At 71.3% G+C, this 12316-nt stretch carries 13 protein-coding genes; 6 read left to right on the plus strand and 7 right to left on the minus strand.

Features of this window, described 5'->3' with window-relative positions; translation table 11 throughout:
• Positions 1 to 49 precede the first annotated feature (49 nt).
• A complete protein-coding gene (locus B0I31_RS04175; RefSeq protein ID WP_106613896.1) occupies positions 50 to 3247 on the minus strand; it encodes a sensor domain-containing protein in 3198 nt (1065 codons plus the stop codon).
• A 223-nt stretch (positions 3248 to 3470) separates the two neighbouring features.
• On the minus strand, positions 3471 to 4631 hold the full coding sequence (locus B0I31_RS04180) for an NAD(P)-dependent malic enzyme (protein WP_106613897.1): 1161 nt from the start codon (positions 4629 to 4631) through the stop codon (positions 3471 to 3473).
• Between the two features lie 314 nt (positions 4632 to 4945).
• On the opposite strand from B0I31_RS04180, the gene B0I31_RS04185 reads away from it, so the two are divergent.
• Positions 4946 to 5539 carry a dTDP-4-dehydrorhamnose 3,5-epimerase family protein gene (locus B0I31_RS04185; protein ID WP_106613898.1) on the plus strand — a complete coding sequence of 198 codons (594 nt, stop codon included), beginning with the start codon at positions 4946 to 4948 and terminating at the stop codon, positions 5537 to 5539.
• A gap of 20 nt (positions 5540 to 5559) precedes the next feature.
• On the opposite strand, the gene B0I31_RS04190 is transcribed toward B0I31_RS04185, so the two are convergent.
• A complete protein-coding gene (locus B0I31_RS04190) occupies positions 5560 to 5895 on the minus strand; it encodes a S24/S26 family peptidase (protein WP_281262269.1) in 336 nt (111 codons plus the stop codon).
• A 78-nt stretch (positions 5896 to 5973) separates the two neighbouring features.
• On the opposite strand from B0I31_RS04190, the gene sodN reads away from it, so the two are divergent.
• The 3 genes from sodN (at position 5974) to B0I31_RS04205 (ending at position 7602) form a co-directional block, all read left to right on the plus strand.
• Positions 5974 to 6393 carry a superoxide dismutase, Ni gene (gene sodN, locus B0I31_RS04195; protein ID WP_073891370.1) on the plus strand — a complete coding sequence of 140 codons (420 nt, stop codon included), beginning with the start codon at positions 5974 to 5976 and terminating at the stop codon, positions 6391 to 6393.
• Positions 6394 to 6518: 125 nt separating this feature from the next.
• A complete protein-coding gene (locus B0I31_RS04200; RefSeq protein ID WP_106613899.1) occupies positions 6519 to 7124 on the plus strand; it encodes a histidine phosphatase family protein in 606 nt (201 codons plus the stop codon).
• Entirely contained in the window at positions 7117 to 7602 is a 486-nt protein-coding gene (locus B0I31_RS04205; RefSeq protein ID WP_106613900.1) for a GNAT family N-acetyltransferase, read from the plus strand. Before B0I31_RS04200 ends, B0I31_RS04205 begins: the two co-directional genes overlap by 8 nt.
• Here the strand turns inward: B0I31_RS04205 and B0I31_RS04210 are convergent.
• Entirely contained in the window at positions 7577 to 8086 is a 510-nt protein-coding gene (locus B0I31_RS04210) for a hypothetical protein (RefSeq protein WP_106613901.1), read from the minus strand. The two genes, B0I31_RS04205 and B0I31_RS04210, sit on opposite strands and share 26 nt — an antisense overlap.
• A gap of 55 nt (positions 8087 to 8141) precedes the next feature.
• Between B0I31_RS04210 and B0I31_RS04215 the strand changes: the two genes are divergently transcribed.
• Positions 8142 to 8591, plus strand: a complete 450-nt coding sequence (locus tag B0I31_RS04215; protein ID WP_106613902.1) for a MarR family winged helix-turn-helix transcriptional regulator — start codon at positions 8142 to 8144, stop codon at positions 8589 to 8591.
• 25 nt (positions 8592 to 8616) lie between these two features.
• On the opposite strand, the gene B0I31_RS04220 is transcribed toward B0I31_RS04215, so the two are convergent.
• From B0I31_RS04220 to B0I31_RS04230, 3 genes are all read right to left on the minus strand, one after another.
• Positions 8617 to 9423 carry an SAM-dependent methyltransferase gene (locus tag B0I31_RS04220; protein ID WP_245949644.1) on the minus strand — a complete coding sequence of 269 codons (807 nt, stop codon included), beginning with the start codon at positions 9421 to 9423 and terminating at the stop codon, positions 8617 to 8619.
• Positions 9424 to 9626: 203 nt separating this feature from the next.
• Entirely contained in the window at positions 9627 to 10376 is a 750-nt protein-coding gene (locus B0I31_RS04225; protein WP_106613904.1) for a S1 family peptidase, read from the minus strand.
• A 178-nt stretch (positions 10377 to 10554) separates the two neighbouring features.
• Positions 10555 to 10959 (minus strand): hypothetical protein, encoded by a 405-nt coding sequence (locus tag B0I31_RS04230; protein WP_245949646.1) that lies wholly within the window; start codon positions 10957 to 10959, stop codon positions 10555 to 10557.
• Positions 10960 to 11223: 264 nt separating this feature from the next.
• On the opposite strand from B0I31_RS04230, the gene B0I31_RS04235 reads away from it, so the two are divergent.
• The gene (locus B0I31_RS04235) at positions 11224 to 12168 is read left to right on the plus strand and encodes a diacylglycerol/lipid kinase family protein (protein ID WP_106613906.1); all 945 of its coding nucleotides are present in this window, start codon (positions 11224 to 11226) and stop codon (positions 12166 to 12168) included.
• Positions 12169 to 12316 lie beyond the last annotated feature (148 nt).

Genomic DNA, 12316 nt, shown 5'->3' on the forward strand with positions numbered 1-12316 from the left:
CGGGCAGCACCCAACGTCGTGGCGTCCATCGGGACCGCAGTATCGCCGATCAACCGGCGCGGGGGATGTGCAACGGACCAAGTGCCAGCACCGCGCGGAACTCCTTGGGCGGCACGGGACGCGAGAACAGCCAGCCCTGGTAGGTGTCCACGCCGATGCCCCGCAGCACCTGGAACTGCGTCGCGGTCTCCACGCCCTCGGCCACGCACCGGCGGTCCATCGCGCGGGCCATGTCGACCACCGCCTTGGCGACGGCGAAGTCGGACGGGTCCTTGCCCAGGCCCGACACGAACCGCCGGTCCACCTTGATGATCTGCGCGGGCAGGTCCTTGAGCCGGGCCAGCGACGAGTAGCCGGTGCCGAAGTCGTCCACGGCGAACCGGATGCCGCGCTCCACCAGCTCGTCCATCGTCTGGCGCACCCGGGACGGCAGGTCGACCAGCGCGGTCTCCACCAGTTCCAGCACCACCCGGTCCCACGGGATGCCCGCCTCGGCGATCGCGTCGGCCACGATGTCGGCGAACTCCGGGTCGCCCGGCACCAGACCGGCCAGGTTCACCGCCACCGACACCGGCTTGCCGCCCGGCTCGGGCCAGCTCGACGCCTCCTTCAACGCGGTCCGCAGCACCCAGCGGTCCAGCTCGCGCATCAGGTCGCCCTGCTCGGCCACGGGCAGGAAGATGTCCGGCGGCAGCAGCCCGCGGTCCGGGTGCGGCCAGCGCACCAGCGCCTCCGCGGTCTGCACCACGCCGTCCACGCCGACCACCGGCTGGAAGTGCAGCGCCAACCCGTCCTGCTGCAACGCCTCCCGCAGCTGGCCCTCCAGGTGCACCTGCCGGTCGGCCGACGCGATCAGCGCCGCGCTGGCCAGCGACACCCGGCCCGCGCCGTTCCGCTTGGCCTCGAACATCGCCGCGTCGGCGAAGCGCAGCAGGTCGTTGCCGGTGGCACGGGAACCGTTCGGCACGGCCGCGCCGATCGACGCCGACACCCGGACCAGCTGCCCGTGCACCGGCACCGCCGTGCGCAGCAGCCCGGCGACCCTCGTGGCCAGCGCGTCCACGCCGCCGACCTGGTCCAGGTTCTCGCAGATGATCACGTACTCGTCGCCGGACAGGCGGGCCGCCGTGCAGCCGTCGGGCAGGCCGCCCTCCAACCGCCGCGCCAGCGCCACCAGCAGCTCGTCACCGGCGTCGTGGCCCAGCGAGTCGTTGACCCGCTTGAAGTTGTCGATGTCGCAGAACAGCACCGCGACGTTCGACCGGGCGGGCGAGGCCAGCAGCTCGCCCAGCATCTCCTTGACCAGCGCCCGGTTCGGCAGGCCGGTCAGCTCGTCGTGCGTGGCCTGGTGCCGCAACGCCTCGGCCGTGCGGCGGCGCTCGGTGATGTCCTGGAACACGATCAGCCAGAACCGGCGGCCGTCGTCCTGCACGGACAACGCGATGTGCAGCTCGCAGTACACCTGCACGCCGTCGCGGCGGACCAGGATGCGCTGCGGGACCTTGTGGGTGCGCTCGGCGTCCGGCGCGGACATCTCGTCGATCGACGGCAACCCGCCGCTGGTGTCGTCCGGGTGGGTGAGCCGGCTCGCGGTCATGCCGCGCAGCTGCTCCAGGTCCATGCCCAGCAGGTCGCACAGTGCGTCGTTGGCGTCGACCAGCCGCTCGCCCTCGTCGAACAGGCCGATGCCGACCGGGGTGAGCGACACCAGGTCCGCGAAGCGCTGGCTGGACCGTTTCATCCTGGTCTCGGCGGCGCGCTGCTCGGTGATGTCCTGCGCCGTGCCGACTGCGAGCGGCAAGCAGTCCGGGCCCTTGACCACGACGCCGTAGCAGCGGAACACGCGCTGCCTGCCGTCGCGGCGCACGATCCGGTGCTCCAGCTGGATCGGCACCTCTTCGGTGGCCAGCTGCTGCCACAGGTCGTCCACCCAGCCGCGGTCCTCGGGGTGCACCAGGTCGAGGTAGGTCTGGTAGCGGGTGCGCTCGTCGCGCGGCACGTCGAACAGCTCGTGCAGCATGTCCGACCACACCACGTCGCCGGTCTGCAGGTTCCACTCCCAGACGCCGAGCTGCGCGGCCTTCTGCGCGTCGGCGAGCCGGCGGCGGTCGTCGCGGAGCTGGCGCTCCAGCGCGCGGGCCTCGGTCACGTCCTGGACGGTGCCGTGCAGCAGGCTGACCGTGCCGCCCTCGAACTCGGCCCGCGCGCGGCACACGTAGACGCGGTCGCCGACCTCGCTGCGCACCTCGGCCTCCAGCGTCCGGCCCTCGGTCGCGGTGCCGCCGTCCTCCAGCCTCAACAGCTTGCGGCGCAGGTCCTTCAGCGCGCCCCGGTCCTCCGGGTGCACGCCGCACAGCAGGTCGTCGTCGGGGACGACGCCCAGCTCGGCGTACATCTCCAGCAGCACCTCGCTGCGGTGCACCGCGCCGGACGCGACGTCGTAGCTCCAGCTGCCCATGCGCGCGAGGCGCTGCGCCTCCAGCAGCCGGGCGCGCTCGGTCTCCAGGGCGCGGTCGGACCGCCACTGGTCGGTGATGTCGCGGATGTAGCCGGTGATGAACTGGGTCCGACCGTCGGATCTCAACTTCGCCTCGGCGACACCGCGGATCCACCGCTGCTCGCCGCCGGGCAGGATGATCCGGTAGACGATGTCGATCGGGTTGCCGTCGATCTCGCGGTTGGCCCAGTAGCGGGCGACCATCTCGTAGTCGTCGGGGTGCACCACGTCCAGCACGGCCTGCGCGCCGGGCACCACCTCGCCGGGCCGCACGCCCAGCATCTCGTAGTGCGACTCGGACCAGACCGTGACGCCGGTGTCCGGGTCGTACTCCCACGAGCCGATCTGCGCGACCCGCTGCACGGTGCGCAGCCTGCGCTGCTCGTCCCGCAGGTCTTCGGCGGCCTGCGCCAGGTCGGACACGTCGACCATCAGCACGGCGTGCAAACCGGTACCGGGTACCTGGGTGCGCACCACGCGGACCGGCACCAGCCCGCCATCGGCCTGGTGCAGGCGCAGGTCGTCGGGGCCGCCGAGCAGCAGTTCGCCCAGCGAACGGCCGACGAGGTCGTCGGCGGACCGGGCCTTGGTCAGCGCCACCGCGGCGGCGCCGGCCCGCATGACCACGCCCTTGGGATCGCACAGCAGCGTGGGCGCCTCGGGCAGCGCGATGCCGGCCAGCGCCACGTCGCCGTTCTGCGGACGCGCTGGGTCGAGCATCACCGGAGCGCGTCCAACCCGCTTGGGCACGGTCCCACCTTCCCGTGTCTACGGCAGGGATGACCGGCCCGACCGCACCCAAAGACGGCGTCCCTCTCCACGGGCAATATTCACCCGAGGAGAGGGACGGTAGCGCTTCGGAGCGTCATCGCCCACCCCTCAACGGGCTAACGAAACAACACGTTAGCGGTTCCGTTGCCTGTCGACGGGTACGGACGGATGCGGCCGGAGCTCTCCCAACTCCGACTTGGAGTCAGGCTACTCCGTCTTCGCGGGCTGCCAAGGCCACGGCGGCGGCCACTTCCGGGCCGACCCGCGGGTCGAGGGCGCTCGGCACGATCCGGTCGACCGAGAGGTCGTCCGCGGCGACCGCGGCGATGGCCTCCGCGGCGGCGAGCTTCATGCCCTCGGTGATCCTCTTCGCGCCCGCGTCCAGCGCGCCGCGGAAGATGCCGGGGAACGCGAGCACGTTGTTGATCTGGTTGGGGAAGTCGCTGCGACCGGTGGCGACCACGGCGGCGTGCCGCCCGGCCACGTCCGGGTGCACCTCGGGGTCGGGGTTGGACAGCGCGAACACGATCGAGTCCTCGGCCATGCTCGCGATCAGCTCCTCGGGCACCTGCGACGAGGAGACGCCGACGAACACGTCCGCGCCGCGCAGGGCCTCGGCGATGCCGCCGCGCAGGCCACTGGCGTTGGTGACCTCGGCCAGCTGCGCCTTCACCGGGTTCAACCCGTCCCGGCCGACGTGCACGATGCCGCGCGAGTCGACCACGGTGACCTCGCCGATGCCCGCGGCCAGCAGGATCTTCGCGCACGCCACCCCGGCCGCGCCCGCGCCGGAGATGACCACGCGCTGGTTCGCCACGTCCTTGCCCAGCACGGTGTTCGCGCCGCGCAGGGCGGCCAGCACCACGACCGCGGTGCCGTGCTGGTCGTCGTGCATGACCGGCACGTCCAACGCCTCGATCAGCCGGGCCTCCAGCTCGAAGCAGCGCGGCGCGGCGACGTCCTCCAGGTTGACCGCGCCGAACGACGGGCGCAGCCGGACCAGCGTCTCCACGATCTCGTCCACGTCCGTGGTGTCCAGCACCAGCGGGATGGAGTCGAGGCCGCCGAACGTCTTGAACAGCGCCGCCTTGCCCTCCATGACCGGCAGCGACGCGCTCGGGCCGATGTCGCCGAGGCCGAGCACGGCCGTGCCGTCGCTGACCACGGCGACCAGGCGGTGCGCCCACGTGTACTTGGCGGCCAGGGCCGGGTCCGCCGCGATCGCCCGGCTCACCCGCGCCACGCCCGGCGTGTAGGCGATGGAGAGGGCGCGCGGGTCCGCCAGTGACGCGGTCGCGCCCACGGCCAGCTTTCCGCCTTCGTGCGCGCGGAAGATTTCCTCGTCGCTCAATTCGGTGGTCATCTGGGGCTGGTCGTTGACTGCGGTCAAGGAAGTCCTCCTGCGGTGCGCGATAACCTGCGGCGCACCGGGACCGGCGTTGTCACGCGGGTCGACGGGGCCTGTCTGCGGTCGTCCACACGGTCTGTCGGACGGCTCTCTCGGGGCGGTGTGCGGGCAAGCATGGCAGTGTCACCGGCTGCTGTCTGCGGCGGGGATCACAGTTTTTCCGCAGGTCAGAGGTAGTGCCACAGAACGTACGTCCGGTTTTCTGGACCGACCGGTCAGTTTCCGCAGGCAGGATCGGTCAAGAGCCGGCGCGTTCTAGGGTGTGCGCCATGCAGGTACGTGAGTTGAAAATTTCCGGCGCTTTCGAGTTCACCCCTTCGGTGTTCCCCGATGACCGCGGTTTGTTCGTCGCGCCGTACCAGGAAGCGGTGTTCACCGAAGCCGTCGGGCACCCGCTCAAGGTCGCCCAGACCAACCACAGCGAGTCCAAGCGCGGAGTCGTGCGCGGCATCCACTACGCCGACACCCCGCCGGGGCAGTCCAAGTACGTGCACTGCCCACGCGGGCGGATGCTCGACGTCGTGGTGGACGTGCGCGTCGGTTCGCCGACGTTCGGCGAGTGGGACGCGGTGGAGCTGTCGGAGGAGGTGTTCAACTCCGTGTACCTGCCCGAGGGGCTGGGGCACGCGCTGATGGCACTGGAAGACGGCACGGTCGCGTCGTACCTGTGCTCGGAGGGGTTCAACCCGAAGGCCGAGCGCGGCCTGCACCCGTTGTCGATGGACCTGCCGTGGCCGGCCGACGTGGCGCCGGTGCTGTCGCCGAAGGACGCCGCCGCGCCGACGCTCGACGAGGCACGTGACGCCGGCCTGCTGCCGTCGTACGACGAGTGCGTGGCCTGGTACGCGAAGCTGCGTTCGTGAGTCGTGCTCCGACCGGCGGCTCAGCCCTTCGCGGCCGGCCGCCGGCGGAGCGGTCGCGGCCTCGGCCAGAGCCGGGCCCGGACCACGCCGACCACCTCGGCGGCGCCGAGCGTCCGTGAGTCGGTGGAGGCGAACGGGTTGTCGCCCTCCACGTGCCAGCCGGTCCCGTCGCGCCGGACGGCCCGCTTCACGGACAGCTGCCCGGGCCGCGCCGCCCACCTGACCAGCACAAGATCGCCCGCCGCCGGCGGTTTCCCGTACTTGACCCACACCACGTCGCCCGTCCTCAGGGTGGGCACCATCGAGGGTCCGACCACCCGAACCAGCGGCAACGGGTTGGCTTCCGGCCGTGCCAACGATCACCTCCACCTGCTCGCGCCGAGGCCCCGGAGTAGGGTTCGTCACGTCGGAGCATCCACTGTCAGGGAGGAAAGATGCGACTTCTGTCGCGCATCCGTTCACTCCGCCGCCCGCTCCTGGAGGCCACCGCGCACTGCGACCTCCCGTGCGGTGTTTACGACCCGGCCCAGGCCCGGATCGAGGCCGAGTCGGTCAAGGCGATTCAGGAGAAGTACCAGGCGAACGAGGACCCGGAGTTCCGCGCCCGTGCCATCCTGATCAAGGAGCAGCGGTCGGAGCTCGTCAAGCACCACCTGTGGGTGCTGTGGACCGACTACTTCAAGCCGCCGCACTTCGAGAAGTACCCGGAGCTGCACGACCTGTTCAACCGGGCGACGAAGGCGGCGGGCGCGTCGGGCGCGAAGGGCTCCATGGACCCGGCCAAGGGCCAGGAGCTGCTCGACCTGATCGCCCAGATCGACAAGATCTTCTGGGAGACCAAGGCCGCGGCCTGATCACTTGCGGCACACGGCGCTGACCGGCGGAAGTCCTTTCCACCGGCCGGCGCCGTTCTGCGTTCACGGTCACCTTCGCGCGCCCTACGGCCCCAGGCGAGGCGGACCTCCGTAAGCTGCGAGCCGTGACCTCACACGTCTACCTGCTCCGGCACGGTCAAACCGAGTGGTCCGAGAGCGGGCGGCACACCGGGCTGACCGACGTCCCCCTCACCGAGACCGGGGTGCAGCAGGCCCGGCGCGCGGGGGCCGTGCTGGCCCGGCTGCGCGCCACCGACCTGCCGCCCGCCCTGGTGCTGGCGAGTCCCCGGCAGCGGGCTTGGCGGACGGCCGAGCTGGCCGGGCTGCACGACGTGGAGCGCACCGAGGAGCTCGCCGAGTGGGACTACGGCGACTACGAGGGCCTGACCACGCCCCAGATCCGGGAGACCGACCCCGGCTGGACGGTCTGGACCCACGCCGTGCCCGGCGGCGAGACGCACGACGAGGTCGCCGCCCGCGCCGCCAAGGTGCTCGACCGCGCGCGGCAGGCGTTGACCGGCGGTGACGTGGTGCTGGTCGGGCACGGGCACTTCAGCCGCGTGCTCATCGCCACCTGGCTCAACCTGCCGCCGAGCGAGGGTGTCCACTTCGGACTGGACCCGGCCGGTACGACGGTGCTCGGCGACGAGCGCGGCGACCCGCAGGTCCGCCGGCTGAACGTCCCGGCCTGGGAGGTCGACGTTGACTGACCCCCGGATCAGGCGCATCCGCGAGGAGGACGTGCCCGCCGTCGTCGGGCTGGTCGAGGAGCTGGCCGAGTACGAACGCGCCCGGCACGAGTGCCACCTGACCGCCGAGCAGCTGCACGACGCGCTGTTCCGCCCCTCGCCCGCCCTGTTCGGCCACGTGGCCGAAGTGGACGGTCAGGTCGTCGGCACGGCCCTGTGGTTCCTCAACTTCTCCACCTGGCGCGGCACGCACGGCATCTACCTCGAAGACCTCTACGTCCAGCCGGACCAGCGCAAGAGCGGCCTCGGTCGGGCGCTCCTGCAAGCCCTCGCCCAGGAGTGCGTCGCCCGCGGTTACGCGCGGCTGGAGTGGTGGGTGCTCGACTGGAACGCGCCCGCTATCGGCTTCTACAAGTCGCTCGGCGCGACGCCGATGGACGAGTGGACCGTCTTCCGCCTGACCGACGACGACCTCACCCGACTGGGACGGGGCGACTGACGGCGGCCTGCCGGACCAACCCCACCCACCACACGAACGTGAACGCGATCACGGTCGGGTTCTTCACGAACAGCAGCACGGCCAGGTAGGTCTGCCGCGCGCTCTCCGGCAGCAGCCCGCCGACCACCTGCTCCGCCCCCACGTCGAAGACCAGGAACGCCACCGACAGCAGCGCGCCCTGCCACAGCAGGCTCGGCCAGTGCCGCGTCGCGAACGACCGCGCGTTCGCCCAGCTCACCCGCTCGCCACGGGTCGCCAGCCGCCAGATCACGACGACCAGCAGCACCCGTGCGGCCAGCACCACGACCTCCGACGCGAACCCGAGCGCCCCGGGCAGGCCCCAGTTCACCGCCACCAGCCGCTGCACGGACGCCACGAGCGACAACCCGACGATCACCGCCCAGTGCCGCAGGTAGAACCGCCCGGCCCACCGCGGTACCTCCGCCGCCAGCCTCAGCTCCGTCACCACACCCATCCCCCTCATCCGCCAAACATTTTAGTTCAGTGTACTGAAATATCGAGCGCGGTAAAGTGACGGCATGGACGGGCGGGACTTCGGACGTGAGCTGAGCACGGCGGTGGTCGCGTTCCACGAGGCCGTGGGCGCACGGCTGGGCGTGACAGCGGTGGACCAGCGCGCGCTCGCGCTCATCGCCGGCAAGGGCCCGCTCTCGGCGGGCGAGCTGGCCAAGGAGATCAACCTGACCCCGGGCGCCGTCACCGGCGTCGCCGACCGGCTCGAACGCGCGGGCCTGGTGCGGCGCGAGCCCGACCCCGGTGACCGCAGGCGGGTGGTGCTCAGCGCGGTCCCCGGCGCGTTCGGGCAGGTCTTCGCCGGGCTGGGCGCGGCCATGGGCGAGCTGACCGCGCGCTACAGCCCGCAGGAGCAGCAGGTGATCGCGGACTGGGTGGTCCGCACGGTCGACGTGCTGAAGGAGCAGACCCGCCTGCTCTCGGAGATCGGGAAGAACGCTCCCGACCGAACCTGATACGGCGGTTCGACGACCTGCGACATCAGCCGTTCGGCCGCTTCACGCCCACCGCGCCGTAGGCCACCGCCTCGGCACTGGTGGCCGGCTCGCCCTCGCCACGCCACCTGGTCGCCAGCACCAGGCCGGGGTCGAGCAGGTCGAACCCGTCGAGCATGGTCTCGACGTCCGCCTTGGTCCGCGCCACGATCGGCGAGTCGGTCTCCGCGGCCACGCCGACCAGCTTGCGCACCAGCTCGGGCTGCTCGTCCGCGGTCAGGTGGCTGACCACCAGGTAGCTGCCCTCGGCGATCGCGTCGCGGTAGCGGCCGACCAGCTCGGCCGGGCGGTCCTCGTCGGCGACGTACGGCAGGATCGCCACCATCAGCACGGCGACCGGCCGGGTCAGGTCGAGCAGGGCGCGGACCTCCGGTGCGTCCAGCACCGCGGCCACGTCCCGGATGTCGGCCTGGGCGATGGCGGCGCCCTCGTTGTCGCGCAGCATGGTGCGGCTGTGCGCGACCGTGGCGGGCTCGTTGTCCACGTACACCACGCGGCACGTCGGATCGGCCTGCTGGGCGACCTCGTGCACGTTGCCCGCGGTCGGGATGCCGGAGCCGAGGTCGAGGAACTGGCGGATGCCGTGCGCCACGCACAGCCGCACGGCGCGGCGCAGGAACGACCGGGTGTGCTGGACCATCGCGGCGGTCGGGATCTCGCTCATGGACCGGTCGGCGAACTCGCGGTCGACCGCGAAGTTGTGCGCGCCGCCGAGGTAGTAGTCGTACAGCCGGGCCACGTTGGGGCGCTCGACGTCACCGTTGGTCGACACCCACCTCGGGGGGTTCTGCACTGCGCACCTCACCCTGACTGCACCCGGAGCGGCGTGAACGCCTGCCAGACCGTATCTGGCTACTCCGTTCGTGTCCATCCGCCAAATGTGAACACGTAGGGTGATTGTGACTGGTGAGTGGCCCCGAACTCAAACCGTGGTGCCCCGGCCGAAGGGGCGGCGCAGGGGGAGAGATGCCTGCCCCCTCGGCCGGGGTGATCGGGTCACACGCCGGCGTAGGAGCGGATCCAGTCGCGGTAGCGGGTGACGGCGGTGTAGTTCGACCGCGAGGAGCGGTCGCTGGTGGAGGCCACGCCGACCTGGTAGCGGCGGCCGTCGACCGGGCTGGTGGCGAACATCGGGCCACCCGAGTCGCCGCCCGCGGCGATGCCGTCGATCCGGGACACCGAGATCGCGACGCCGCCGCGGTAGTCACGCCCGTTGACCGAGGTCACGCGCGTGTTGGCGTACTTCAGGTAGCGGGACTGGCAGTTGATCTCCGGCTGGTTGGTGCAGGTCGCACCCCAGCCGTAGAGCTGCACGGTCTGGCCGACCGCCACGGCGGTGGTGGTGCCCAGCGGCGCGTACGTGCCCGCGACCGACCGGTCCAGCCGCGCCAGCGCGAGGTCCGCGGACGAGTGCTGGATGATCTGGGTGGCGGTGGCCACGGTGCCGCCGCTGGTCTGGTCGAGGCTGCCGATGCGGAACGTGTAGGTGCCGGAGCTCGCCACGCAGTGCTGGGCGGTCAGGACCCACGTCGGCGCGATGATCGTGGCCGAGCAGTTCTGCTGGCCGTTGCGGAACAGGCGGGCCGCCCAAGGGGCGTTGGAGGCCGTGCCGCCGCCGATGATGTACGGCTCGACGCCGCCGGCTTCCTGGGCCGACGCGGTCGGTGCGAGCGCGGTCAGGGCGATCGCGGACAGCAGTGCGGTAGTGGCTCCGACCACCGCGGACAGGGCGCGAGTGAATCGCATGGAGTTGTCACCTCAACGAACGCAGGGAGTGGTGAATTCACCACGCACAGCGTCACCTGTCGGAGTGACGCCGGCCACCCGCCGTTCGTCGGCGAGCAGCCAGACGATGGTCGGCGGCCGAATGCCCTAGGGCGTGCACCGAAGTCCCGGCCATCGAGCGTGGACTTCGATACACGCCCTAAGCGTCCGCTTCGTCCGAATCCACGCCGAGCGCCCACCGCCGCACCGGGTTGGTGAACAGCAGCGCCAGCGTCCCCACCGCGTAGACGCCGAGCAGGGAGCCCCACAGCTGGCGGTCGGACGGCCCGTACATGTACCAGGCGACACCCAGGAGGAGGAGCTGGACGACGATCGCGGGCGTGCGGCCCCAGTGCCTGCCGAGCACCAGGCCGACCCCGGCGGCGAGCACGCCACCCGCCAGCACGGCGAAGTAGGCCGCCTCGCCGAGCACCTCGCCGGACTTCTCCGCGCTGAACGACCGCACCACCAGCGCGACCGCGAAGGCCAGCCCGGTCAAGCCCTGCAACGCGGTCAGCGCACCGGCGACGCGGACCGCCGGCGGCACCTTGCTCTGGGTCGACACGCTGGACCTTTCCTCACGGTGCGTACTCGTCACGGATCGTAGGCCACCCGGTTGGCGTGTCCCGTTCGACCGCCCCAGGGGCGATGATCACACCAGTCTCTTCGGCGAGCCGGCGGTCGGGCCGGGGTGCACTTGTCGCGAGACGCAGGACGACGCGGAAACGCGACACGGAAAGGAGATGTCGGCCACTTTAGTGCGCTCTCAACCCTCCTACCGGGTGACGCGCAACCTGTCCGAGGTCACGCGCTGTCTTACCCTGCAAGGGTGCGCGCACTTCTGGTGGTCAACCCGCAGGCGACGGCAACCACGCCTGCCGGTCGGGACGTGCTCGCGCACGCACTGGCCAGCGATGTGAAGCTCGACATCGTCGAGACGGACTACCGCGGTCACGCGGCGAACGCCGCCGCGCAGGCCGTCGTGGACGGGTACGACCTGGTCGTGGCCCACGGTGGCGACGGCACGGTGAACGAGGTCGTCAACGGCGTGCTGCGGGACGGCGCGCAGCCCGGCCTGCCCATGATCGGTGTCGTGCCGGGCGGGTCGGCGAACGTGTTCGCGGGCGCCCTCGGGCTGCCGCGCGACCCCGTCGAGGCCACCTACCGCCTGCTGCAGGCGATCGAGCACGGCACCAGCCGCAAGGTGAGCGTCGGGCACGTCGCGGCGACCGGCGCGGGCCTGGACCACGACCGCTGGTTCACCTTCAACGCGGGCGTCGGCTGGGACGCCGACGTGGTCGCGGCCGTGGAGCACCAGCGCGCCAGGGGCCGGCAAGCCTCACCCACCCTCTACGCGCGCACCGCGCTGACCAGCTACTTCACCCAGCGCAGACAGCCGCCGACGCTCACCGTGCACATCCCGGACGAGCCGCCGTTCGACGACGTGCGGTTGGCCTTCATCTCGAACACCGACCCGTGGACCTACCTCGGCGACAAGGCGATCCGGCTCAACCCGAGCACCTCGTTCGACGGCGGTCTCGGCCTGTTCGCGCTGCACGGGATGGGATTGCCGACAGTTCTTCGCTATGTCGCGCATCTCTTGGCCACGGACGGGAACCCCAAAGGCGGGAACCTGCTTCGGCGCGACGACGTCGAGTTCGTCCGGGTGACGAGTCCCGAGCCCGTCAACCTCCAGGTGGACGGCGACCTGCTCGGCGCGTGCACCGAGGTGGAGTTCACCGGCGTGCCCGGCGCGCTCACGGTCGCTGTGTAACCGTGGTGTGACCGGCTCGGTATCCATCCGCGACGTTTAGACCTGCTGTGACACCAGTGCGTGAATGCTCAGGTGAACCCAGTCGATCTTTCGGGTGAGTTCACTCACCGGGTTGGGGCTAAACCCTTGACATCCCCGGCGTTCGTGA

This window comes from Saccharothrix carnea, from assembly GCF_003014735.1.
In the GTDB taxonomy this organism is placed as follows: Bacteria; Actinomycetota; Actinomycetes; order Mycobacteriales; family Pseudonocardiaceae; genus Actinosynnema; species Actinosynnema carneum.

Bases quoted from the DNA above. Each gene is read 5' to 3' on its own strand.
- B0I31_RS04185 (WP_106613898.1), top strand. From the start codon at position 4,946: ATGCAGGTACGTGAGTTGAAAATTTCCGGCGCTTTCGAGTTCACCCCT.
- B0I31_RS04210 (WP_106613901.1), bottom strand. From the start codon at position 8,086: ATGAGGGGGATGGGTGTGGTGACGGAGCTGAGGCTGGCGGCGGAGGTA.
- B0I31_RS04215 (WP_106613902.1), top strand. From the start codon at position 8,142: ATGGACGGGCGGGACTTCGGACGTGAGCTGAGCACGGCGGTGGTCGCG.
- B0I31_RS04180 (WP_106613897.1), bottom strand. From the start codon at position 4,631: ATGACCACCGAATTGAGCGACGAGGAAATCTTCCGCGCGCACGAAGGC.
- sodN (WP_073891370.1), top strand. From the start codon at position 5,974: ATGCGACTTCTGTCGCGCATCCGTTCACTCCGCCGCCCGCTCCTGGAG.
- B0I31_RS04225 (WP_106613904.1), bottom strand. From the start codon at position 10,376: ATGCGATTCACTCGCGCCCTGTCCGCGGTGGTCGGAGCCACTACCGCA.